Here is a 21239-nt window from a genome sequence, read left to right on the forward strand (position 1 = left end):
AAGGCGGTTGGTAGAATTTAGCTACTCAATCTAAAACTACTTAAATATGTTTAATAAAAAGAGTGTTGGTATAACTATTAAACCAATATAGAATATGTATTTCCCATGTTTCCTATCGTTTTTAGAATATGAGAATACCTTTTTACCATTAGGTAATGTTTTTTTAGAAGTCCATAGAAAGTAGCCTATAATTAAGCCTAGAAAACCACCTATAATAGAGAAAAAATAGCCTCCAATAATCCAAGGTTTCTGGTTGCCTTCAGGTTTTTCCAATTCTTTTAAACGTTCGTTTTTTAGAGAATTAAGCAAGTCTTTATCTATAGGTTTTCCTCTTTGTGTAAGAATTTTTTGAGCAAGAGTGTAATCGAAAACACTCCACTCGTCAGATTTTAGAAGAATTTCATAAAGCTCCTCGTTTGTAAATTCAAATAAATAATAGTCTTTGTTAACTTCGTTTATTAAGTTTTCAGCATCCTTTTCTAAAATGCTTTCAGCTTTTTTAAAATCAGATTGCTTTATTCTAATCTCAATTTGGTTATTTATAGTGCTTCCCGAAAAGGTAATGTCTACAGGAGGAACATTATCGTCAAGTATAGAATTAATTTCGTTTTCTTTCAATAAATTTCTCAATTCAATAGCTTGATCAAGAGTTGGAAATTTTCTAAAGATTGAGTATTCTTCTTTCATTTATTTAACTATTTGGGGTGTAGATGTTTAAGCGAAGTTAAAGAAAGAAAATAATAAAAGTGATAGTTTAAATGAACACTTAATTTTAAGTTTTTTAATTTTTGTAGAATTTAACTTACACATTGTTTGTATTTTTACTAGCAAAAAAAAAGTGTTCAAATTAAGATTTATATTATTACTTATATTAATTAGCAATTATTACGGTTTTTCGCAAGTTGGTATTGGTACTACATCGCCTGATCCATCTTCTATTTTACATGTTGAATCTATAGATCAAGGATTATTACTTCCAAGAATGAGCACTGTAGAAAGAGATAACATTATATCTCCTGCCGAAGGACTATTTATTTATAATTTAGATAGTAGCTGTTTTCAATACTATAAAGGATCTTCGTGGTCTGGTTGTTTGGCTGAAGCTCCTTCTAACTCTCTATATTGTAGTTCTGCTTCTGCAAATGGAGCCTATGTTGCCGGAAGTGCGTTAAATGGAACTAATACAATAACAATAGATGTTATAGTTAATGTTATAGAATCATATACCATAAGCACTAATACAGTAAATGGTTATAGTTTTTCTGCATCTGGTATATTTAACTCTATAGGTTCAAATACTATTACACTATCTGGTACAGGAAATCCTATTTTAACTCAAACAGATATTTTTGATATTACATTTGTTGGTAGAGGAGATGTATGTAATTTAGATATAGACGTTGTTACTATCTTGCCTAGTTGTCTGGCGTATTTAAATGCTGGATTTACTTCAGATGGAGTATATACAATTGATCCTGATGGTGCTGGCGCTAATGCTGCTTACGATTGTTATTGTGATATGACAAATGATGGAGGTGGTTGGACGCTAGTGTTCAAACATGATATTGCCGGAGGTTATTGGACTAATGATTTACAGGCTAGTGAGTTTAATGTTGCTGTGCCTAGTCTAACTGCTAACAAGTATTCTATTTTAAGTAAATTGGATGAGATTAAAAGTGCAACGCCTTACGAGTTTAGATTACATTACCCTACTTTGGGTTTAACTAATCATTGGAGTCAGACTTTCGATCCAAGAAGTGGAAATTCTACTATAAATCCTGTAGCCGGCTACATTCCTATAAATATTCAAATGACTAATAATGGCTGGGGAGGACTAGAATTATCTGGTGGTAATACTTATTTAGATGGTACTGTTAATAGTGGAAATTGGTTTTATTCAATAGGTAGTGTAAATGTGTGGGGAGGCGGTATTCCTTCTAATTCTACTGGCGTTAATAGTGTACAGTTATTTGTTAGGTAATACTATATAGCTATAATTTACACATGTATAATCTCATCGTCCCCAAGTATACTTTCACCTCGAAGCCTCAAGAAAATTTGTGCTACTGCAATGGTGTCTTTTTCACAATAAACTACTATTCTATTAATGTCGTTATCTTCATAATAGGTTTTGTAAACTTCGCTACCATCAATATCGTCTTTTGGCGATGGGATACCTAAAACGTTAGTCATTAATTTTAAAGAAGTATACGTTTTGTAATCACCAAATTTCCATAATTCTAAAGTATCAAGATGAGGTACTTCCCATGGTTTTTTACCAAAGAGATTAAGTTTGTGAGGCAATTCGATATTGTGAATAATCATACGTCGCGCTATATATGGAAAATCGAATTCTTTTCCATTATGAGCACAAAGTAAATGTTTAGCTTGGCTAAAATGAGATGTTAACAAGTTCTTAAACGCTCTTAAAAGTGCTGGTTCTTCTCCATGAAAAGAAGTGGTGCGAAACAAGCGTGTTTCCTCTTGATTAGTAAAATACCCAACCGATATACATATAATCTTACCAAACTCAGCCCAAATACCTGCACGATCGTAAAACTCCTCAGCCGAAAACTCTTCCTTTCTTTGGTAACGCGATTTTGCTTCCCAAAGTTCTTGTTTCGTTTTATCGAGTTCAGAGAAATGGTGTGTTTCTGGAACAGTTTCAATATCTAAAAATAATATGTTTTCTAGGTTGAGTTTTGTAATCATGGGTGTTTTCCGCGAAAGCGAAAGTCTTTTTAAAAATTAATTTTTATCAGTATCCAACATTTTATAAGCCTCATCTATATAAAGTGAAATATCACTAGTGTAAGCACCAATGCCTGCGTCTGGAGATTTCTGGCGACCCAAGCGCACAATAATAACATTGTCTTCTGGTTGTACAATTACGTATTGACCAAGATGTCCACGCATCATTGCAAAGTCTTTACCGTTGTGTTTTTTAAGCCACCAACCGTAACCGTAAACAGGATCGAATTTTGGAGTTAAAGATTTGGCTACAAAAGCAGAGTCTAATATTTGCTTCCCATTCCATTTACCGTTGTCTTTATATAGTTTTCCAAAACGTGCAAAATCTTTAGCGTTACTTGCTATACAGCAATACGCTTTTACAAGATCGTGTTCTTCACTATCTACTTGCCAAAGCGTTTGGTTTTCGCTACCTAAAGGTTTCCAAAAGCTTTCTTCAAAATAAGTATATAATTTTTTACCTGTAGCTTTTTCAATAACCATAGCTAGCATTTGCGTGTCTCCACTTGCGTATTTAAAGGCTTTTCCTGGCTCGTCAACAACTTTTAAGCCATTCATTACTTTGGCTAAATCATCATCGAAATAAGCACGTGTAGTGATAGATAATGGCGAATAGTAAGCTTCGTCCCAATTGGTTCCAGAACTCATTGAAGATAAATCGCCAACCGTCATTTTAGAAGCTAATCCCTCGCAAAATTCTGGAAGAAAATCGCAAACTGGTTGATCTAAACTTTTAATATAACCATCCATAATGGCTTTTCCCATTAATCCAGAGACATAACTTTTAGCCATAGAAAACGAGTTGGATTTCGAGTTTTCGTTGTAACCATCGTAATAGTTCTCGAACCAAATGCTGTCATTTTTAATAATAACATAAGCTATTGTTCCCCAATCTTTATTTGCTGTTTGTAAAGTTGCAGTTTCTTTTGCTGCATTATAGTCTTTATGGTTTGGCCAAGGTTGAGGTGTTCCATTTTCTATAACTTGGTTGTCAAACTTTTTATAATCGTCTAAAAAAGCAGTAGTATAACCTCGCATGTAGATGGTGCGGACAGCCTTAATAAGGTAATCTGTATCTGTAATGTAAAGTGTTGCAATTAGTAAACCAAAAAGGACTACGATTACTTTTAGAAGCTTTTTTAAAAATTTCATTTATATAAATAGTTTAGAATTTTAAATATAATGAAATTATAACTGAAAGCTAATTATTTTGCGTGTCTTAGTGCTTGCTTTTTCTTGTAGTAGGTTTTTTCTGCCACATATAGTGTTTTAGAAAATTCTGCTACAACCTCTGCATTTGCATTTAGTAAATGCATTGTTTTTTCAAGATTAACTTCTTGTTCGGTTTTAAGCTTTTGCTTAAGTGCATCTATTTCTTCAGCAGAAAAAATAAACTCACCGTGGATAGTGCCTTTTCCTGGGCGTTTATATTTTGCTGTAACCGCTTTGTCCCAAACCACATAATCGTTACCAAGAATTTGAATAAGTTGTATCATGTAAATTGGATCTGTAGCTGCTAGCATACTGCCACCAAACATAGAGCCTGCATAATTACGATTTTTCCAATTTAGTTTTAATCTAATTTTTACGTAGTGTAAATCGTCGCTTACATTAACAAGTTTTGCGGTAGTACGCCTGTACATTGGCGACCAATTAAAACCATATTTGTAAATGGTTGACGGTTTTATAAAACGTGTTAAAAAATCGGTTGCAATTTTATACATTAAAATAAAGATTGTTGTTTGTACGGACTCTCATGTTCAATAAGCCATTTTTTTCGGTGTAAACCTCCCGCATAACCGGTTAAGCTTCCATCGCTACCAATAACTCTGTGGCAAGGAATGACAATCCATAATGGATTTTTGCCATTAGCATTGGCAACAGCTCTAATTGCTTTTACGTCGCCTAATTGTTTTGAAAGCTGAAGGTAAGATGTGGTTTTACCATGAGGAATAGTTTGCAATGCATTCCAAACACGGTTTTGAAAATCTGTACCTTTAGGATTAAGCTTTAAGCTGAATTGCTCACGCGATCCTTCGAAATATTCATTAAGCTGAATCACACAATCTTCCAGAACCTCTGGGATAATATCTGTTGTTTTTTCTTCAGAATTTAAAACAGTTACCGATGCAATACCATCTAAATCGCCAGTTATCTTGGTGAAACCTAAAGGCGATTTGATAATGCATGTTTCCATTGTTACTCAGGATTATTTTCGTCTATAATACCAAGTTTTTTAGCACGTGCTTCCCAGCTTTTTCTTGCGAGACTTTGTAGATCGCTTACGTTATCGCTTTCGTCCATAATTTCCATACCTAAAAGTGTTTCTATAACATCTTCCATGGTTACAATACCGCTAACAGAACCATACTCGTCTACTACTAGAGCCATGTGGTTTCTAGTTTCTACAAGCTGCTCGAACAATGTTGGTATTGCTAAATTTCTGTCTACAATTATAATGTCTCTTTTTAGTTCTACTAACTTTTTAGAACCATTACCTAAAGCCATTTCTTTAAAGATTTCGTCTTTTAAAACTAGTCCTTTTATGTTGTCTTCGGTTTTAGAATATACTGGTATTCTAGAAAAACGAAGATTCATATTTCTATTAAAAAAATCTTCTACGGTAGTGTCTTCATTTTCAGATTTCATAACCGTTCGAGGAGTCATTACATTTTTAGCAAAGACTTCCTTAAAGGTTAAAAGGTTTTTAATAATTTTACTTTCGTTACCTTCAAAAACACCTTCTTCGTGTGCCATATCTGCCATAACAAGAAAACCTTCTCTACTTAATACGCTACCATGACCTTTACCACCAATTAGCTTTGTAGTTAACTGCATTAACCATAATAATCCTGTCCATTTTAAAGGAAAAATTAGAATGTTAAGGGCTTTTGTAGTAAAATTAGCTAAACTTTTCCAGTAAGTTGCACCAATAGTTTTTGGAATAATTTCTGAAGCTACTAATATTAAAATAGTCATTACTGCCGAAACAATAAATACACCATATCCATCTCCACTTCCGTAAAGACCTTCTGCTTCTTTACCAACTAAAATGGCACCAACAGTGTGGGCAATAGTATTTAAAGTAAGAATAGCAATTAATGGTCTGTCTACGTCTTTTTTAAGTTCTTCTAGGTTTTCGGCAAATGCTTTTCCTTCTTGTTTTTTTAAGTTAATAAATGTTGGTGTAACACTTAAAAGTACTGCTTCTAAAATAGAGCATAAAAAAGAGAAGAAAATAGAAATAACGCCGTAAAATAATAATAATCCCATGAATTGATTTTGGTTTGTTTGTGGCTAATTTACGATATTAATTTATTATAAATTTTTAGAATTTTTATTGTTTGAATCTTTTTCTTAGCCCTAAAATAAAGAAAGAAATGAAAATACCTCCTAATATTAATTGAATGTTTTTTAATAATAACCAATATCCTGGATACGGTTCATCCTCTCTAATTTCTATATAAGGAATAGATCCATTTGCACCTCTTTCTAACGCATTTATAAGGTTGTAATCAATAAAAAAGTATGCTATTGTGCTAATAAATATTAATAAAAACAAGCTTTTAATTGGTCTTAGAAAATCTTGAGTATATCCTCCAAAAAAACCATAAAACCAATAGATGAAAAATGAAAACCATTTTTTCTCAAGAAATAAACGTTTCTTTCTCATTTCCATTTCACTGATGTATGCATAACCAGACAATTCCCAATCCTTTTGTCCATCAAAATTTTTCTTTAATTGACGATAAATCTGTTCAAGTTTTAAGTAGTTTGAAATGCTGAGATTTTCTAAATCTGTTTCATCTTTTATAAGAAGTCTATTCGTTATGTTCCAAGTACAAGAATCAAACTTCACATGTTCGACAGTTGATTCCATGAAAAGAATATTAGTACAATTAGATTTAATAAAAGAGAAATTACTTGGAAAATAATTATTTCTAAGACTTAGAAAACTGTTAGCTGTAAGTGAAATATCTTTTATGTAAGAATGTTCTTTTGAAAAATTTATATCTTTAAAACTACCGTTTTGAAATTTTTCAGCTTGGAATATAACTGTTCGGTTAAATTTTGTAGAATGTATAGAAAAAGCTTTGTTATAGTTGTTATTATTAAATTCAGTTTTGTTATTGAAAGTACATGAGTCAAGACTAAAACTATCTGTATAAGTTGAATTAGATAATTGTGATAGTGCATTAAAATTATTTCCACTGAAATTAGTCCTCTTTATTTGATTTCTCCAGAATGTCGTTTTTTTATTAAAATCACACTTATATATAGAAAGCTGATTTAAAATTTTGGATTCCATTAGAAGGAATTCGTTTTCGAATGTGCATTCGTGAATAGCTAGTCTCTCACTAATATTTACAGATACTAATCTAAATTTATCTAAAAAGTTACAGTTTATAAACGATAGGTCATTGTTTAAATTGATATTACGATTTAAAGTTGTTGGTGTTGTGTGTTTAAAATTATTAAATAAAAAATCTCCTAAAAAAGTACAGTTTATAAAGCGTATTTTTTTTTGAATATCAATTCCAGCGGCACCAAAAACTTCAAAGAAGTAGATAGCGTCTGTATTGAGAAATAATGGGTTTTTATAAAAAGAAGGAAAAATAAATCCATTAAATTCTAAATCGTTTTTTAAAATTTTATGGATTTTAATCATGGCCCAAAAGAGGTTTAGTTTTTCTTTATTCCATATTTTTGAGCCATTAATATTTGTGGTATACCAATTTGTTTTATCAGATTTAAATAGAATATCAAGTTCGTTAGAATCCATTTGGTTTGTTTGAAATCAAATATAACCAAAATCAATATTAAGATTGGTAATTAAATTAGAAAGAGATATTACGATATTAATTTTACTACATCTTTTGCAAAATAACTCGCAATTATATCTGCGCCAGCACGTTTAATGGCAGTAATTTGTTCCATCATTACTGCATCGTGGTCTAGCCAACCTTTTTCGGCAGCAGCTTTAAGCATAGAATACTCTCCAGAAACTTGATATACAGCAACAGGTACATCGACTTCATTTTTAATTTCGCGTACAATATCTAAATAGCATAAACCTGGTTTTACCATAACAATATCTGCACCTTCGTCAATATCCATTTCGGTTTCACGTAGCGCTTCAAAACGGTTTGCGTAATCCATTTGGTATGTTTTTTTATCTTTCGGAATATCTAAAGCATCTACAGGAGCAGAGTCTAAAGCATCACGAAAAGGACCATAAAATGCAGAGGCATATTTTGCCGAATAACTCATGATTCCTGTATCTGTATAACCTTCGTCTTCTAAAGCTTCACGAATAGATAAAATACGACCATCCATCATGTCGCTAGGTGCTAGAAAATCGGCTCCAGCTTCGGCATGAGAAAGACTCATTTCTGTTAATACATCAACACTATCATCGTTAATTACTTTACCATCTTCTATAATACCATCGTGCCCGTAAACCGAGTATGGATCTAGTGCAACATCCGTCATCACTAGCATATCTGGACAAGCATTTTTTACCGTTTTAATAGCGCGTTGCATTAATCCATCAGGATTTATTGCTTCGGTACCTTTATTGTCTTTTAAATTGTCTGGTACTTTTACAAATAGTAAAACAGATTTTAAACCTAGTTTCCAAAGCTCTTTAACTTCGGCTTGTAATAAATCTAAACTGTAACGATAGTAATTTGGCATAGAAGCAATTTCTTCTTTTATACCTTTTCCTTCAACCACAAAAAGTGGTACTAAAAAATCGTTTGGAGATATTATAGTTTCTCTAACTAAACTTCTAATGGCTTCGTTAGTTCTTAATCTTCTATTTCTTTTTATTGGATACATAGTTTTATTACTTTTAACGAATACAAAGTTAATGATTATACCAATTAACAAGCGAAATGAAGCTTACATTATTTAAATTAATAGGCTTGTTTTATTTATTGGAATTAAACCATTTTATAATTGATTGAATCTTTAGATACATTAGAATTTATTTTTCCTTGGAGAAGTTATCAAGCAGAGTTATTAAAGCATTTTGATAGCCACATGGCAGATAATCATTTTCACGTTATTGCACCTCCAGGTTCTGGAAAAACCATTTTAGGAATCGAGATTGTAAGACGATTAGGAAAAAAGACTTTAGTGCTTGCGCCAACGCTTACTATAAGAAACCAATGGAAAGATAGATTGCAGACGTTCTTTTCTGAAACGAATAAATTTAATGCCTTTTCTTTTGATATAAAATCGCCTAGCGATGTTACTTTTTCTACCTACCAGTCGCTTCATGCTTTTTATAAAACCTTCGAGGATAAAAACGATTACTATAAATTCTTTAAAAGTCACAATATTGAAACTCTTGTTTTAGATGAAGCACACCATTTAAAAAATGCTTGGTGGACGTGTTTAATAGACCTAAAAAACAACAGTTCGTTTTACATGGTTTCACTAACAGCAACACCACCTTACGATAGTAGTAGAGCAGAGGTGTCTAAATATTTTACATTATGTGGTGAGATTGACGATGAAATTGCTGTACCAGATTTAGTAAAAGAAGGTGATTTGTGCGCGCACCAAGATTATGTGTATTTCTCTAAGCCAGACGATTTAGAGATTAATTTTATAGTTGAATATAGACGTAAAATAGCCGATTTTAAGGAGAGCCTTTTAAATGATGAGGCTTTTATTAATTTTTTAATAAATCATAGGTTTTATAAAAACCCGAACTGGAATTTAGATGCATTGTATGCAAATACAAAATACTTTTCGGCAATATTAATTGCTTTGCATGCATGCGGTTTTGCTATAGATATTGAAAAATTAGAAATTCTTGGTTTTGAAAAAGATGAAGCTATTAAGCTTCCTAAGTTTGAGTTAGAATGGCTTCAAGTTTTATTTCAAAATATATTAGTTGAAGATAGAGAAGAACTTCTTGATGATGAAACATATTTAAAAACCTTAGAAAAACGATTACGATTATTAAAAGCTTTCGAACGTAAGAAAGTAGATTTTATAGGAAACCATTTAATTTATAAATCGCTTTCCAATAGCCCAAGTAAACTTAAAAGTATAGTAAGTATTATTGCTAGTGAAAAAGCGCATTTAAAAGAAAACCTACGTTGTGTTATTCTTACAGATTATATAAGGAAAGCGTTTTTAACTACTAAAGATAAAGACATTAGTAAGATAGATAGTATTGGTGTTGTTTCTATCTTTCAATATGTACGCTATTATTGCGGAAATAAGGAAGATCTTGCCGTGCTTTCTGGTAGTATTGTGATTGTTCATAATTCAATATTAAATGCTTTGTTTGCTATCGAGGAGAAGGAGAACTTCTCATTTAAACCTTTAGATGTAGATGCTTCTTTTGTGCAGATATTTCCAAATACAACGGCTAAAAAAACGATAGTTGGTAGTATTACAAAACTATTTGAAAACGGTGATATTAAAACGCTGGTTGGTACAAAGTCTTTATTAGGCGAAGGTTGGGATGCGCCATCCATTAACAGTTTAATTTTAGCTTCTTTTGTTGGCTCGTTTGTGTCTTCAAACCAAATGCGAGGTAGAGCTATTAGAACAGATGCAGATTCTCCAAATAAAACAGGTAGTATTTGGCATTTAGCAAGTATAGATCCAACGCAGGACGATGGAGGTAGAGAGGTTGCTATTTTAAAACGACGTTTCGAAGCTTTTGTAGGTGTAACCAATAATAAAATTCCGTTTATATCTAATGGGTTCGAGCGTTTGTACTTTCCTAAAAATATTAATCCAGATACTATTGATGCTTTAAATACGCATACATTAGATCAAGCAAAGCAAAGAAGTAATGTTATTTTAAAATGGAAGAATAGTATTGGTAGTGGTACCAAATTAACAAAGCAAGTAAAGGTGCTTCATCTCAAAGATGTTCCTTTTAAAAAGCAAAAACAGATTTACTATTTTGATGTTTTACGTTTTTTTATAGCTGAATTGTTTTTAGGTTTTATGATCTTCTACGTAGAATTCATAATTAAAAGTGCAGCTATTGTTTTGCAGCAAGGCATCCTGTATTTTTTATATTCTCTATTAATCGCTCTTTTAGGAGCTTTTGGATATAAGTTTTATAAGGCTATTAAGTTATATCTACGTTATGGTTTTTTATATAAGAAAATTAAAAAAATGGGAATGGCAATTCTAGAGACTCTGGACGATTTAAAATTGCTTACCACTAATAAAAGCAATATATCTGTAGAATCTTATGTTTTAAATAAAGGAGATGTTGTTTGTAATTTAGTAGGAGCAAATGCACTGGAAAATTCAATATTTACAAAAGCACTTACGCAGCTACTTGAACCTATAGATTCGCCTCGCTATTTAATTGTTAAAACAAATACTTTTAGAAAAAAATTAGACGTAGAAAGTTTTTATCCAGTTCCAGATATTTTTGGAGACAAAAAAGCAAACGCTATTTTGTTTCAAAAACATTGGAAGAAATATTTAGGAAAAAACAAGTTAGTGTACACTAGACAGTTTGAAGGCAGAAAGCTGCTTTTGAAAGCAAGACTGTTTCATATTTATAATGCTTTTACCGAGAAGACTAAAGAGGTTGTGGTTTGGAAGTGATGATAAGTTATTTTTTTACAAACCAAGTGTATTCAGTATTATATTCAAAAGAAGAAATTTTTAAAATACCTTTTCTCATGGCTATGAAAATATCATTTTTATCTGTAATTGCGGAAGAAGGATAAAAGCTTCCCCAATAAAAAGGAGCTTTTACTGTTTTTATTAATCTATCAAATTCATTAAAAGTCATAATGTGCTCAGATGTGATAATTAAAACAATATCATTTTTAAAGATTGCAAAATTTGGAGCATCTGGTAAATTGAAAGTTTTGTGAATTTTCCATTTTTGTTCTTTTTTTATTTCTAATAAGCTTCCATAATTTCCTCCCATATGAGCAAGACCTTCAAGCACATATGTTTTATTGTTAAATTCAAATATTTGGCGTATTCTTTTGTAAGGAGCTATTTCATAAGCTGATTCGCCATCTTTTGATAGAAACCACAAACCGCCGCCAAACTCACCACCATTCAATCCAATAATAAACCCATTTTCAACTTTTTTAATTGATCTAATAGTGCTTTGAAAGTTGAATTTTTTTGCAATTTCTCTGTTATTGAAAGGGAGTTTGTCTCCTTTAAAATAATTGAAATCGTAGTTTGAAATTTTAATAGAATCATTAGTTTTAGATATAGACCAATGCTGCTTTGAATTATGCGACTTCCATTGATTTTTAATTGTTGGTAGTGAGTCAATTTCAAAATCTTTTAAATTATAACTTTGTCCAAACATTAATATTGAAGCTAATAGAAATGTTAAATTCAGAGTGATTCTTTTCATATTTTTTTAGTTAGTAACCAAAAGTATTATTCAAAAGTGAATGATGAAACTAAAAATGAGTGAACGAATTACTTGAATGAGGTAACTCACTTATTTGTGTAAATTCCAAGATATTTCCAAAAATTATTCTCTCGTATAAATGCAGACTTTTCATGGATAACATCAACACTTCCATTTCCATAAAATGAAGCATTAAAGGTTACAGTACCTTCTTCATCTTTAGCTAAACCGTTAGTAGTTTCAAGTACTTCTAGTTTTATCCATTCTACAGATTTTGCCCATTTTACAATCTCCTTTTTTTGAGATATTGGTCTAGTAGAACTATGGTGCGTTTGCATTAAATAATCACCATTTGCTAATACAAAAGCGCTGTATCTTGAACGCATTAATTGCTGTGCTGTTTCTGTTTTTCCATTATTTAAATGAAACACTTCGCAGCAAGTTTTGTAGGTTTTATTGTTTCCGCAGTAGCAGTTCATATTTAAAAAACTAATCTAAATTCCTTATAAATTTCTCAACGTTTATATGCACATCGTCTTCTCCTTGTTGATCGAACGGGTTTTCTAAATGCGATTGAATATTATCTAAAGCCACCAAAATAACACTAAACATAATTGGCACTGCATATTGTAAACCGTAGCTATAACTTGTTACGCTATGGGCAAAATGAGGACCGTAAATTATAGGTAAAGCAATAATAAAAATATCACTATAAGTACGTAATGTTCTTGGTGTTCTGTATTGATAAATGTGTTTGATGCGCTCGAAAGAAATCATCATTTTACTTAAAAACTGATTAGATCTAGAGGCTTCTCCAGAAGGTAAACCATGAGACCTCAAGGTTTTTATAAACAGCGAAATGTTATTGAAATTCTCGTATACTTTTTTCTCTGTATTTTCTAATTCGCTAATAGGGTTTGTAAAAACATCTGTTAAAGAATTTAGTAAGTTTTCAAGGTTGGTTTTAATTTCTGTTTTAAGATTTTCTGGCGGATTTTCTAACCAATGCGATACTGCAAAGTATAAAGCACGACCATGCGCTTTTATAGAACCATACTCGTCTAAAGCAACTTCACGCCGTTTATATGCGCCTCCAATGGAAAAAACAATAGGAAACACAATTGCTGTTCCAATTAAGGTTAAGGGAAAGTCTGCTTTAATTTCAAAATGAATACAAAATGCAGTCGAGGCGATTGCTAAACCTGTTATTACAAATGTTTTCCAGTTTATAATTAAAAAGATGCGTTTAAATAACTTCATAATTATACCCAGTTTTTCGGATTTTGTAATACTTCAATCAAGCGTTCTTCTTCACTTCCAACTTCTGGATTGTGATCGTAAACCCATTGCACATGAGGAGGCAAACTCATTAAAATACTTTCTATTCTTCCATTTGTTTTTAAGCCGAAAAGCGTGCCTTTATCGTGTACTAAATTAAATTCTACATAACGACCACGACGTATTTCTTGCCAATCGCGTTGTGTTTTTGTGTATTCTAAATCTTTTCTTTTTTCAGCAATAGGAACATAAGCTTCAAGGAAACTATCTCCAACTTCGGTAACAAAGTCGTACCAATTTTGCATGCTCATATCTTCTGAAGCTTTGCAATAATCGAAAAACAAACCTCCAATACCACGTCCTTCGTTACGGTGTGCATTGTAAAAATACTCGTCGCAACGCGCTTTGTATTTAGGGTAAAACTCTGGATTGTGTTTATCGCAAGCTGTTTTACAAGTTTGGTGAAAATGTGTTGCATCTTCATCAAACAAATAATAAGGCGTTAGGTCTTGACCGCCACCAAACCATTGGTCTACAATATTTCCTTCTTTATCATACATTTCGAAATAGCGCCAATTTGCATGTACCGTTGGAACCATTGGGTTTTTAGGATGTAAGACAAGGCTTAATCCGCAGGCGAAAAAATCGGCATCTTCCACACCAAAATACTTTTGCATAGAGTCTGGTAACTTTCCATGAACACCAGAAATATTAACACCTCCTTTTTCAAAAACGTTTCCGTTTTCTATAACTCTTGTTCGTCCGCCACCACCTTCTGGTCGTTTCCAGATATCTTCTTGAAAAGTTGCTTTTCCGTCAACTTTTTCTAGACCTGCTGTAATAGTGTCTTGTAATTGATGTATGTATTTGAAAAATTTGTCTTTCATCTTTATACCATTGATTTGTTACAATATGTTGCCTTTTCAAAATCTCTTATATTAATTGCAATAAAAGGAATCTCAGGAAACATTAATTTTAATTCGGTTACTATACTCTTAGAAAGCTTCGCTTTTTGTTGGGTTGTTCTGCCTTCCATAATGTTCGCAAAAACATGAATAAAAGATTCCTTTTTTCCGCCAACTAAATAGTTGTCTTTAAAAGGATTTAAGCGTACTTTAATATCTGCCTCATCAAATAATGAACTGTTATTTGCTGTGTTGTGTACTTTGGTTAAAATAGATTTTGCTTCAACATTATTTAATATATCTTCAGAGCAATCTATTACAAAATGTGGCATAATTATTTATTTATATAATTCGTATAACTCCATATCTAATGGTTGTTCGCCAGTTGGAGTAAATTCTTTTTCTAGAGTTTTTTGCCAAACAAAACCATTATTTAAAGCCACGTTTACACTTGGTAAATTGTCTTTATGTGCAATTATTTGAAGTGTCTCTAAATTTAATGCATTAAAACTATAATTAGATAATGCTTTTACAGCTTTAGACACGAGGCTTTGGCCTTTAAAATTATAATCTATGCAATATGCAAATTCACCTTGTTTTTTAGGCCAATCTAATGCTTTGATGTAAATGATTGCTGCGAGTTTGCGTGTTTGGGTTTGTTTTAAAGTAAATAGAAATTCTTCTTTTTTATTGAATTGTTTCACTTTAGTTTCAGCAAATAACTGCGATAATGTTGGGTTTAAGTTTTCGCTTAAAGTTCCAGGAAAATAGCGTTTAAAACGATCGGAATTTGTTACCATAAAGTCACAAAGCTTCCATGCATCTGTTTCTTTAATCGGGCTTATTTCGAAGTCGTTAAATTGTAGAATCATTATTTAATTTTACGCTAAGTATTTATACTGTTGGCATTTTTTGTGCAGTTAGTAATTTGTTTTCGGCCTTAATAGCTTCTACTGTTTTAGTAGTGGCTGCTGTTACCGAAAGTGGTAATACTATAATAATTCCGATAATAGGAATTAATAAAAACAACATAAATACAATACCATTTCCTATTGCTAAACCTCTGTTTTTTCTAACAAAATTAATGCTTTCTCCATATTTAAAATGACGTTCTAACGTATAGTCCATATTACCAAATCCAGCATAAAAAGCTTGAACTAAAAATATAAGAATAGTACCCAAAAGACCAATAACAGGAATAAAACTGATTATAATCAAGGGAATGGTAAAAAGTATTTCTTTAAAAAGGTTGCGAACATTAATTCTAATACCTCTCCAAAGTTGCTCTTTAAAAGAGGTCGCTCTATGGTCGTGTTTTGTAGCTCCAGTAAGATGTAATTCAATTTTTTCTGACACTGGGCTCATAAAAGGAGCCGACAAAGCCATTACAATGTGTTTGTAAAGTATAAAGCCTAAAATAATAATAATTGCACCACCTAAATAGCTTGAAATAGAAGTAAATGTTTCCACTCCTGTTTCCCAAGGCCATATTTTAGCTATAAATCTACCAATATTATCTGATAAAGCATAAGCAGTAAAACCAACAATTGTAGCAGTTATAATGCTAATAATGATTGGTACTAAAAAGTATTTCCAAAGTTTTAACTTCGAAATTAATGCGAATGTTCCTGTATAGGCTTTTATACCTTTTAGAATGTTTTTAATCATTAAAGAGGTGTTTAATTAAACATACTTAGAAGACGCAAAAACCAAGATTAAGTTACAAGTTGTATTAACTAATTAGCTTTGTACTCTTTTACAGCATCAATAAACGCTTTAGCATTTTCTAACGGAATGTTAGGTAAAATACCATGACCTAAATTTACAATATATTTATCTTTACCAAACTCGTTAATCATTTGGTGTACCATTTTTTTAATTTCTGCAGGAGGAGAAAATAAACGTGTAGGATCAAAATTACCTTGTAAAGTAATGTTTCCGCCTGTTAAGTAACGTGCGTTTTTTGCTGAGCATGTCCAGTCAACACCTAAAGCCGCAGCTCCAGATTTAGACATTTCATCTAAAGCAAACCAACAACCTTTTCCAAAAGCAATTACTGGTGTAATGTCTTTTAAAGCATCAATTATTTGCTGGATATATTTCCAAGAAAACTCTTGATAATCTACAGGAGATAACATACCTCCCCAAGAATCGAATACTTGAACAGCGTTAACACCTGCTTTTACTTTTTCTTTTAAGTAAGCAATTGTTGTATCTGTAATTTTTTGTAATAGTTGGTGTGCAGCAACAGGATTTGTAAAACAAAATTCTTTTGCTTTATCAAAGTTTTTAGAACCTTGACCTTGCACACAATAACATAAAATAGTCCATGGAGAACCAGCAAAACCTATTAATGGAATATCATCGTTTAGTTTTTCTTTAGTCATTTTAATAGCCTCGTAAACGTAGCTTAAGCTTTCTTTTACATCTGGCACAATAACTTTATCGACATCTTTTTGAGTACGGACAGGATTTGGTAAATATGGACCAAAGTTTGGCTTCATTTGTACCTCGATATTCATTGCCTGAGGAATCACTAAAATATCGCAGAATAAAATAGCTGCATCCATTCCATATCTACGAATTGGTTGCACTGTAATTTCACTTGCTAATTCCGGTGTCTGGCAACGTGTAAAGAAATCGTATTTAGCCTTTATTTCCATAAACTCTGGTAAATACCTTCCTGCTTGACGCATCATCCAAACTGGTGGACGATCTACAGTTTCTCCTTTTAATGCTCTTAAAAATAAATCGTTTTTTATCATTGCTAATTTTTAACTTTTCAGCTATTAACTTTTAGAGATTAATCTATTTTACAAGTTTTAGCTGTGTCTTTTGTTATTAAATCATAACTAGGTTAATAGTTGCGATTTATGTTATTTCTTGCAGAGAGTAAGGGATTCGAACCCTTGGTGCCTTTGCAGGCACACTACCTTTCCAAGGTAGCACGATCGGCCACTCTGTCAACTCTCTATTTAACTTATGTTATACATAGTGTCCGTTAACCAGCTCAATTACGCTTTCTACGGTTGGAATTTTTGCAATTCTTACATCTTTAAAATGCTTGCTAGCTTCCTTTGCTGTAGATTCTCCAATGCAAAATGCAATGGTTTTCTCTCCAACGTTGTTTTCTTGTTTATAACTTTTAACTGTAGACGGACTGTAAAACATAATACCTTCTACTGAATCATCAACCTTAATGCTGTCTAATTTTGTTTGGTAAGCTTCAACTTCTTTAACGTCGATATTGTTTTCTTTAAGGATCGTTGGTAAATCGTCTAATCTTAAATCACTACAGAAATATGTAACTTCATTACCTTCCATAAACTCAACTAAGTACTCTGCTAATTTTTTAGCATTGTTTTCGCTATGTCTTACTTTTCCAATCCTTTTTTCTACCATGCGCTTTGTTCTACGGCCAACACAGTAAATGTTTTTAAATTGTAATTCTATTGCCGAAAAATTAGTAAGTAAAGCTTCTACAGCATTTTTACTTGTAATAACTACGTTTTCAATTTCGTTTTTTAAGAATCTTGGTGCAATTCTATTTAAGTTTATTTTTACAAAATCACTACTTTTAGGAGTCACTTTCTCGTGAAACAATAAACGTTGATCTTCTGTAAAAGATTTGGTAGAGTAAATGTTAGTTGGTCTGCTAGTTTCCTTCATAGCATCCATTAAACTCTTACCACCTTTGCCTATTACGTAGTTTGCACACCACTCTGCAATGTCTCTATGTTCTCCAAGCGCTTTAACGCGTTCTACAGTAATTTTTTTAGTTCCATTTGGGCTTAATAATATACCTTCAAAGAAAATTTCTTCGTCTTTTATATAACATAAAGCACCAATAGGCGCAGTACATCCACCTTCTAATCTGTTTAAAAATTCACGCTCTATTTGCGTACAGATTTCAGTCTCTTCGTCATTAATTTCAGCTAAAATTGCTAAAAGTTCCTCGTCTTCTTCTAGAGCGGTTGTCATAATTGCACCTTGTCCAGGAGCAGGAACCATCCATTCTAAATTATCTGCCGTTTCTGGTCGCACATCTAAACGTCCAAGTCCAGCTGCGGCAAAAATAGCAGCATCCCAGTGTTCTGTATTGTCTAGTTTTTCTAAGCGTGTTGCTACATTACCACGAATATCTTCAATAGTATGTGTTGGGTAACGATTAAGCCATTGTGCTTTTCTACGTAAACTACTTGTTGCAATTACTGCTTCGCGTCCACCTAAAAACTCTTCGGTACCTTTAAAAACTATAGTATCGCGTACGTTACCACGTTTCATAACGGCAGCTTGTACAATGCCTTTTGGTAAAACCGTAGGTACATCTTTTAAAGAATGTACAGCAATATCTATGTCTCCATTTAACATTGCAATGTCTAAAGTTCTTGTAAAGATTCCAGTAATGCCAAGTTCGTAAAGTGGCTTATCTAAAACAATATCGCCTGTAGACTTTAAAGGAACAAGTACTGTTTTGTGACCTAATTGTTCTAATTGTTGTCTTACAGCTCTGGCTTGATAAAGCGCTAACTCACTATCGCGAGTTCCAATTCTTATTATTCTAGACATTTTTTATTGGTTCTAACTGAAACACTTTTTGAATAAGTTCCAGGCTATCGTTTGTAGAAATTGCTTCGTCTTTTAAATGATGAGCGAAGTGATTAGTTATTTTCTGAATAAGTTTATTGCTTATTAATTCGGCTTGTTCCTCATTAAAATTAGCAATTTTTTTGCGTTGCGTATCTAACTCGGCCTTTTTAAAATCTTGTAATTTTATTTTTAGAGCCTTTATTGTAGGAGCAAACTTTCTAGTTTCTAACCAGCTATTAAATTCAGTATTTACTTCTTGAATTATAGTTTCGGCTAAAGGAATATGTTGTTTTCTATTCTCTAATGTTTCATCGGTAATTTGCGATAAATCATCTAAATGTATAAGTTTAACGTTGCTTAGTTCTTGTACGTTCTCGTTTACGTTCTTTGGAATTGATAAGTCTAAGATTAATAATTCTTTTTTAGATTGAATAATATGTTTGTCGATTGTAGGATTTTGTGCTCCTGTTGCAACAATTAAAATATCCGAAGTATTAATCTCTTCTTGAAGGTTAGCGTAGTCTTTTACAATTAAATTAAATTTACCTGCAATAGCTTCTGCTTTGTCTTTAGTTCTATTTATTAAGGTTATTTGCTCATTTTTGGTATGTTTTACCAAGTTTTCGCAAGTATTTCTTCCTATTTTTCCTGTTCCGAAAAGTAAAATATTTTTATCTGTAACGTTTTCAACATGTTTCATTATGTATTGCACAGAGGCAAAAGAAACAGATGTTGCTCCAGAAGAAATATCGGTTTCTGTTTTTATACGTTTACTTGCTTGAATAACAGCATTGACTAATCTTTCTATAAAATGATTAAGTAAATCATGTTTTTTAGAAATTCTTGCAGCAGTTTTTAACTGACTTATTATTTCGAAATCACCAAGAATCTGGCTATCTAAACCAGAGCCAACACGAAACATATGCGAAATAGCATCTTTGTTTTTGTAAACATATGCCACTTCTTGAAACTCTTCAACAGTTCCTTTTGTGTTCTCACAAAGTAATTGAATAAGTTGAAAAGGATGTTCTGCAAAACCAAAAATTTCGGTTCTGTTACAGGTAGAAGTTACTATCAAGCTCTCGATACCATTGGTCTTAGCTTGGTTTAATAAATTTAATTTAGCGTCTTCACTTAAACTAAAGTGACCACGAATTTCAGCATCAGCTTTTTTATAGCTTAAGCCAATCGCGTAAAACGTTGTTCCTTTTGAAATGTGATATTGTTTCATAATCTTAACGTTAGCAAAAATAATATCTCATTATGCGATAAAACAACGCTAAAAGAACTAATAGTGTCGCTTGTGGTTTTTTTGCGTTGTTTTTTACTTTAAAATGGCAAAAGCACTATATTTGCTAAAGTTACAAGCGTTATCCGCTTTGTAGTTTAGAACAAATCTAAATAGAGTTATGCTAAATCCTGAAAATAAAATAGACAAAAGTATCGCTAAAGGTTTTTTTTTAGAAACGCGTGCAGACGATGGTGTTTTTATTTTAACCCATCAAAATGATACACAGGAGGTTAAGGTTATTGAGCGTGAAATAGATAGTAGCTTTATTCAGTTTCACTTTTGTATAAAAGGGGAGAGTCAATTTTTGTTTAATAAAGGGAGTTATACTTTAAATGTAGCCGAAGAGACTTCTTTGTTATTATACAATCCAGAACGCGATTTGCCTATTCATTTAGAAGTTAAGCCAAATTCTTGGTTAGTTTCTGTGTTAATTTCTATTAAGCAATTTCACGGTTTGTTTTCTCAAGAAGCAGATTATATTACTTTTTTAAGTGAAGATAATCGCGATAAAAAATATTATAAAGATGGTAAAATTTCACCATCTATGGCGATTGCATTAAACCAACTCGTAAATTATAACTTAAACCACAGTGTTAAAAATATTTATTTTAAAGCAAAGGCTTACGAGGTTTTAAGTTTGTATTTTAATAGAAGTGAGGATGCGGATATTGATCAATGTCCTTTTTTAGTAGATGAATCTAATGTGTTGAAAATTAGAAAAGCTAAAGATATTGTCATTTCTCGAATGGCAGAGCCACCAGGTTTACAAGAATTAGCAGACGAAATAGGATTGACACTTAAAAAGCTTAAAGAAGGTTTTAAGCAAATATATGGTGATTCTGTTTTTAGCTTTTTGTTAGATTATAAAATGGAATTCGCTAGAAAACTATTAGAATCTGGAGCGCATAATGTTAATGAGGTTGGTTTAAAAGTAGGCTATAGTACTTCTAGTCATTTTATTGCTGCTTTTAAGAAAAAGTATGGAACGACGCCTAAAAAATATGTGCAGTCTGTGGGTTAAAATTCTTGCGATAAAAGCACGATTATT

The 21239-nt window shown here is 32.0% G+C and carries 21 protein-coding genes and 1 tRNA gene; 3 read left to right on the top strand and 19 right to left on the bottom strand.

The genetic code is table 11. The features are described from left to right. Window positions 1-36: 36 nt before the first annotated feature. A complete protein-coding gene (locus tag Q0935_RS05665; RefSeq protein ID WP_299383201.1) occupies window positions 37-687 on the bottom strand; it encodes a hypothetical protein in 651 nt (216 codons plus the stop codon). A 151-nt stretch (window positions 688-838) separates the two neighbouring features. Between Q0935_RS05665 and Q0935_RS05670 the strand changes: the two genes are divergently transcribed. Beyond that, window positions 839-1981 (top strand): fibrinogen-like YCDxxxxGGGW domain-containing protein, encoded by a 1143-nt coding sequence (locus tag Q0935_RS05670; protein WP_299383203.1) that lies wholly within the window; start codon window positions 839-841, stop codon window positions 1979-1981. A 17-nt stretch (window positions 1982-1998) separates the two neighbouring features. On the opposite strand, the gene Q0935_RS05675 is transcribed toward Q0935_RS05670, so the two are convergent. The 7 genes from Q0935_RS05675 to hemB all read right to left on the bottom strand — a co-directional run bounded on the left by Q0935_RS05675 (window position 1999) and on the right by hemB (window position 8592). Next, a complete protein-coding gene (locus Q0935_RS05675; RefSeq protein ID WP_299383206.1) occupies window positions 1999-2712 on the bottom strand; it encodes a 3'-5' exonuclease in 714 nt (237 codons plus the stop codon). A gap of 36 nt (window positions 2713-2748) precedes the next feature. After that, on the bottom strand, window positions 2749-3903 hold the full coding sequence (locus Q0935_RS05680; RefSeq protein WP_299383208.1) for a serine hydrolase: 1155 nt from the start codon (window positions 3901-3903) through the stop codon (window positions 2749-2751). Window positions 3904-3956: 53 nt separating this feature from the next. Next, window positions 3957-4475, bottom strand: coding sequence for a DUF4442 domain-containing protein (locus Q0935_RS05685; RefSeq protein ID WP_299250369.1), 519 nt, complete (start codon window positions 4473-4475; stop codon window positions 3957-3959). Next, window positions 4475-4948 carry a methylated-DNA--[protein]-cysteine S-methyltransferase gene (locus tag Q0935_RS05690; protein ID WP_299383211.1) on the bottom strand — a complete coding sequence of 158 codons (474 nt, stop codon included), beginning with the start codon at window positions 4946-4948 and terminating at the stop codon, window positions 4475-4477. Before Q0935_RS05690 ends, Q0935_RS05685 begins: the two co-directional genes overlap by 1 nt. 2 nt (window positions 4949-4950) lie before the next feature. Continuing rightward, window positions 4951-6024 carry a CNNM domain-containing protein gene (locus Q0935_RS05695; RefSeq protein WP_299250365.1) on the bottom strand — a complete coding sequence of 358 codons (1074 nt, stop codon included), beginning with the start codon at window positions 6022-6024 and terminating at the stop codon, window positions 4951-4953. A gap of 64 nt (window positions 6025-6088) precedes the next feature. After that, window positions 6089-7534 (bottom strand): hypothetical protein, encoded by a 1446-nt coding sequence (locus tag Q0935_RS05700; RefSeq protein WP_299383213.1) that lies wholly within the window; start codon window positions 7532-7534, stop codon window positions 6089-6091. 68 nt (window positions 7535-7602) lie between these two features. Beyond that, the gene (gene hemB / locus Q0935_RS05705) at window positions 7603-8592 is read right to left on the bottom strand and encodes a porphobilinogen synthase (protein WP_299383215.1); all 990 of its coding nucleotides are present in this window, start codon (window positions 8590-8592) and stop codon (window positions 7603-7605) included. A 120-nt stretch (window positions 8593-8712) separates the two neighbouring features. On the opposite strand from hemB, the gene Q0935_RS05710 reads away from it, so the two are divergent. Next, window positions 8713-11349 carry a DEAD/DEAH box helicase family protein gene (locus Q0935_RS05710; RefSeq protein WP_299383217.1) on the top strand — a complete coding sequence of 879 codons (2637 nt, stop codon included), beginning with the start codon at window positions 8713-8715 and terminating at the stop codon, window positions 11347-11349. 7 nt (window positions 11350-11356) lie between these two features. Here the strand turns inward: Q0935_RS05710 and Q0935_RS05715 are convergent, their stop codons facing one another. The 11 genes from Q0935_RS05715 to hemA form a co-directional block, all read right to left on the bottom strand. Continuing rightward, entirely contained in the window at window positions 11357-12127 is a 771-nt protein-coding gene (locus Q0935_RS05715) for a hypothetical protein (protein WP_299383219.1), read from the bottom strand. An 86-nt stretch (window positions 12128-12213) separates the two neighbouring features. After that, a complete protein-coding gene (locus tag Q0935_RS05720) occupies window positions 12214-12606 on the bottom strand; it encodes a YchJ family metal-binding protein (RefSeq protein ID WP_299383221.1) in 393 nt (130 codons plus the stop codon). A gap of 10 nt (window positions 12607-12616) precedes the next feature. Further along, window positions 12617-13387, bottom strand: coding sequence for a hypothetical protein (locus tag Q0935_RS05725; RefSeq protein WP_299383223.1), 771 nt, complete (start codon window positions 13385-13387; stop codon window positions 12617-12619). 2 nt (window positions 13388-13389) lie between these two features. Next, the gene (hemF, locus tag Q0935_RS05730) at window positions 13390-14292 is read right to left on the bottom strand and encodes an oxygen-dependent coproporphyrinogen oxidase (RefSeq protein ID WP_299383225.1); all 903 of its coding nucleotides are present in this window, start codon (window positions 14290-14292) and stop codon (window positions 13390-13392) included. A gap of 2 nt (window positions 14293-14294) precedes the next feature. Then, window positions 14295-14642 carry a 5-carboxymethyl-2-hydroxymuconate Delta-isomerase gene (locus tag Q0935_RS05735; RefSeq protein WP_299250352.1) on the bottom strand — a complete coding sequence of 116 codons (348 nt, stop codon included), beginning with the start codon at window positions 14640-14642 and terminating at the stop codon, window positions 14295-14297. A gap of 6 nt (window positions 14643-14648) precedes the next feature. Continuing rightward, a complete protein-coding gene (locus Q0935_RS05740) occupies window positions 14649-15182 on the bottom strand; it encodes a GNAT family protein (protein ID WP_299383228.1) in 534 nt (177 codons plus the stop codon). 22 nt (window positions 15183-15204) lie between these two features. Then, a complete protein-coding gene (locus Q0935_RS05745; RefSeq protein WP_299383230.1) occupies window positions 15205-15978 on the bottom strand; it encodes an EI24 domain-containing protein in 774 nt (257 codons plus the stop codon). A gap of 68 nt (window positions 15979-16046) precedes the next feature. Further along, a complete protein-coding gene (gene hemE / locus Q0935_RS05750) occupies window positions 16047-17075 on the bottom strand; it encodes a uroporphyrinogen decarboxylase (RefSeq protein ID WP_299250346.1) in 1029 nt (342 codons plus the stop codon). Window positions 17076-17196: 121 nt separating this feature from the next. Beyond that, window positions 17197-17283: transfer RNA gene (locus Q0935_RS05755), tRNA-Ser, on the bottom strand. A 12-nt stretch (window positions 17284-17295) separates the two neighbouring features. Next, a complete protein-coding gene (gene hemC, locus Q0935_RS05760) occupies window positions 17296-18879 on the bottom strand; it encodes a hydroxymethylbilane synthase (protein WP_299383232.1) in 1584 nt (527 codons plus the stop codon). Then, the gene (gene hemA / locus Q0935_RS05765; RefSeq protein WP_299250342.1) at window positions 18872-20131 is read right to left on the bottom strand and encodes a glutamyl-tRNA reductase; all 1260 of its coding nucleotides are present in this window, start codon (window positions 20129-20131) and stop codon (window positions 18872-18874) included. The genes hemC and hemA overlap by 8 nt, the downstream gene beginning before the upstream one ends. Window positions 20132-20309: 178 nt before the next feature. Between hemA and Q0935_RS05770 the strand changes: the two genes are divergently transcribed. Then, the gene (locus Q0935_RS05770; protein WP_299383234.1) at window positions 20310-21212 is read left to right on the top strand and encodes an AraC family transcriptional regulator; all 903 of its coding nucleotides are present in this window, start codon (window positions 20310-20312) and stop codon (window positions 21210-21212) included. The last annotated feature ends 27 nt before the right edge of the window (window positions 21213-21239 follow it).

The sequence above is a fragment of the uncultured Lacinutrix sp. genome (genome assembly GCF_947500605.1).
Lineage (GTDB): Bacteria > Bacteroidota > Bacteroidia > Flavobacteriales > Flavobacteriaceae > Lacinutrix.

What these genes read in the sequence shown, in the direction of transcription:
- Q0935_RS05665 (WP_299383201.1), bottom strand. Translation starts at nt 687, where the DNA reads ATGAAAGAAGAATACTCAATCTTTAGAAAATTTCCAACTCTTGATCAA.
- Q0935_RS05745 (WP_299383230.1), bottom strand. Translation starts at nt 15,978, where the DNA reads ATGATTAAAAACATTCTAAAAGGTATAAAAGCCTATACAGGAACATTC.
- hemF (WP_299383225.1), bottom strand. Translation starts at nt 14,292, where the DNA reads ATGAAAGACAAATTTTTCAAATACATACATCAATTACAAGACACTATT.
- Q0935_RS05695 (WP_299250365.1), bottom strand. Translation starts at nt 6,024, where the DNA reads ATGGGATTATTATTATTTTACGGCGTTATTTCTATTTTCTTCTCTTTT.
- Q0935_RS05725 (WP_299383223.1), bottom strand. Translation starts at nt 13,387, where the DNA reads ATGAAGTTATTTAAACGCATCTTTTTAATTATAAACTGGAAAACATTT.
- hemC (WP_299383232.1), bottom strand. Translation starts at nt 18,879, where the DNA reads ATGTCTAGAATAATAAGAATTGGAACTCGCGATAGTGAGTTAGCGCTT.
- hemA (WP_299250342.1), bottom strand. Translation starts at nt 20,131, where the DNA reads ATGAAACAATATCACATTTCAAAAGGAACAACGTTTTACGCGATTGGC.
- Q0935_RS05770 (WP_299383234.1), top strand. Translation starts at nt 20,310, where the DNA reads ATGCTAAATCCTGAAAATAAAATAGACAAAAGTATCGCTAAAGGTTTT.
- Q0935_RS05720 (WP_299383221.1), bottom strand. Translation starts at nt 12,606, where the DNA reads ATGAACTGCTACTGCGGAAACAATAAAACCTACAAAACTTGCTGCGAA.
- Q0935_RS05675 (WP_299383206.1), bottom strand. Translation starts at nt 2,712, where the DNA reads ATGATTACAAAACTCAACCTAGAAAACATATTATTTTTAGATATTGAA.
- Q0935_RS05735 (WP_299250352.1), bottom strand. Translation starts at nt 14,642, where the DNA reads ATGCCACATTTTGTAATAGATTGCTCTGAAGATATATTAAATAATGTT.
- Q0935_RS05700 (WP_299383213.1), bottom strand. Translation starts at nt 7,534, where the DNA reads ATGGATTCTAACGAACTTGATATTCTATTTAAATCTGATAAAACAAAT.
- hemB (WP_299383215.1), bottom strand. Translation starts at nt 8,592, where the DNA reads ATGTATCCAATAAAAAGAAATAGAAGATTAAGAACTAACGAAGCCATT.
- Q0935_RS05740 (WP_299383228.1), bottom strand. Translation starts at nt 15,182, where the DNA reads ATGATTCTACAATTTAACGACTTCGAAATAAGCCCGATTAAAGAAACA.
- Q0935_RS05685 (WP_299250369.1), bottom strand. Translation starts at nt 4,475, where the DNA reads ATGTATAAAATTGCAACCGATTTTTTAACACGTTTTATAAAACCGTCA.
- Q0935_RS05715 (WP_299383219.1), bottom strand. Translation starts at nt 12,127, where the DNA reads ATGAAAAGAATCACTCTGAATTTAACATTTCTATTAGCTTCAATATTA.
- Q0935_RS05690 (WP_299383211.1), bottom strand. Translation starts at nt 4,948, where the DNA reads ATGGAAACATGCATTATCAAATCGCCTTTAGGTTTCACCAAGATAACT.
- hemE (WP_299250346.1), bottom strand. Translation starts at nt 17,075, where the DNA reads ATGATAAAAAACGATTTATTTTTAAGAGCATTAAAAGGAGAAACTGTA.
- Q0935_RS05680 (WP_299383208.1), bottom strand. Translation starts at nt 3,903, where the DNA reads ATGAAATTTTTAAAAAAGCTTCTAAAAGTAATCGTAGTCCTTTTTGGT.